At 69.4% G+C, this 1,520-nt stretch carries 1 protein-coding gene; it reads right to left on the minus strand.

Annotated elements, in window-relative coordinates:
• Positions 1–188: 188 nt before the first annotated feature.
• Positions 189–1,520 (minus strand): PPE domain-containing protein (locus ACZY0B_RS27440; RefSeq protein ID WP_463767371.1); only part of this gene is annotated, 1,332 nt, incomplete at its 5' end.

The following is a 1,520-nucleotide window of genomic DNA, read 5'->3' on the forward strand; positions in this document are numbered from 1 at the left end:
GGTCACTACGACGAATGTGAGCCCTCCGGCCACGCCGTACATGAGCCTCATGACCATCTGCACGGTCCGGGATGTGGCCACGTCGCGGTTCCGCACGGGGACCACGTCGACTACGTGCACGACGGCTGTCGACACGCCGCTCACGACGAGCACTACGACGAGCACTGACGCCCAAGCGTTTACGGGCGTTAGCCGTTGCTGTCGCGGGGTCTTTCGCTGCCGTCGGGGTCCCAGGTGCCCGGGATCATCGGCATGCTGGGCGCACTGCCGAACTCATCACCGGCAAGCGTGGTCAGGCCCGCCGCGGCAGCGGTTTCCTTGCGTGCGGTGCCGGCGAATCCGAGATTCCCGGCGCCCCGATCTGACGCCATCGCCGGCGGCTCACCCCAGTCCGGGTCGACGTCGACGTTCATGTCCATGTATTCGTCGCCATGGCCGCGCTGGCGGGCCCGTTGCCGGCGCCGAGCCCGGGCTTGTTCTCGCCCCACCGCAGCGACCACGGCCGCAGCCGAATCTGGTTCTGGCGTCTTCTTCTTCGCGCCCGCGGCGGCGGTCGCACTCATTCCGGAGCCAAACCCGATCCCGGGCGGCGCGACAATGTAGGGCGGCGCGAAGCCGGGCCCGGCGGGAGCCGCCGGCGCGGGCGGCGCCGAACCGACCAGGGTGCTCGCCGTGGGGGCGGGCGCGGGTGCCGGTGCCGTCGCGGGGGCCGCAGCCGGGGCGGCGATGGGAGTTGTCCCCAGCGCCGGCGGCAAGCTGGGCGCGGGCGCGGCGGGTGGGGACGCCGCCGCCACGGGCACCGGGGCGTGCGCCAGCCCGGCCAGCCCCGCGAAGCCGCCGAGCGCCCCGATAGGGGCGGCCGCGACGAGCATGGGCACCAACAACAACTGCGGCTGGGTCCCTAACCAGCTGGCGATCTCGGCGATGTGAGTCGGCCAGTCCAGGGTCATGAGTTGGACCAGGTACTGCGCCGCCAACGCCGGGTTCTGCTGCAGCAATTGGCCGTACTGTTCGAAATCCTCCAGCAGTTCCAGGGCACGGACCACCCAAAAGAGCAGTTGGCCCGGGTTCGTATAGGAGTCGTAGGGCAGTCCGTTGACGGTCCCTTCACCGGGTTTCCAATCGATCCCGAACAGCCGCAGGATCTGCGCAATGAACTCGTTCAGCGGGTTGTCGACGGTGGGGTCGTGGGCGTCATTGCTGCCGGAGTCGTGCTGCACGCTGGCGTCCGATTTCATGATCTGCGGCGCCGGGTCGGTCTGCGGTGTGGCCGCTACCGCCGCCGTGGAGACGGCTTGATAGGTCGTCATCGTGGTGGCGGCCTGAACCCACATCCGCGCATAGTCGGCCTCATTGACCGCGATCGGAATCGTATTGATACCAAAGAAATTCGTTGCCAACAGGACGCCATGGACGGTGTGGTTGGCGGCCAGCTCGGGCAGGGTCGGCATCGCCGCCACCGCCGCCGTGTAGGCAGTGCCCGCCGTCTCATGCTGTGCGGCCGCCGCGGCGCTGTGCGC

The sequence above is a fragment of the Mycobacterium sp. IDUB_19 genome (assembly GCF_055419445.1).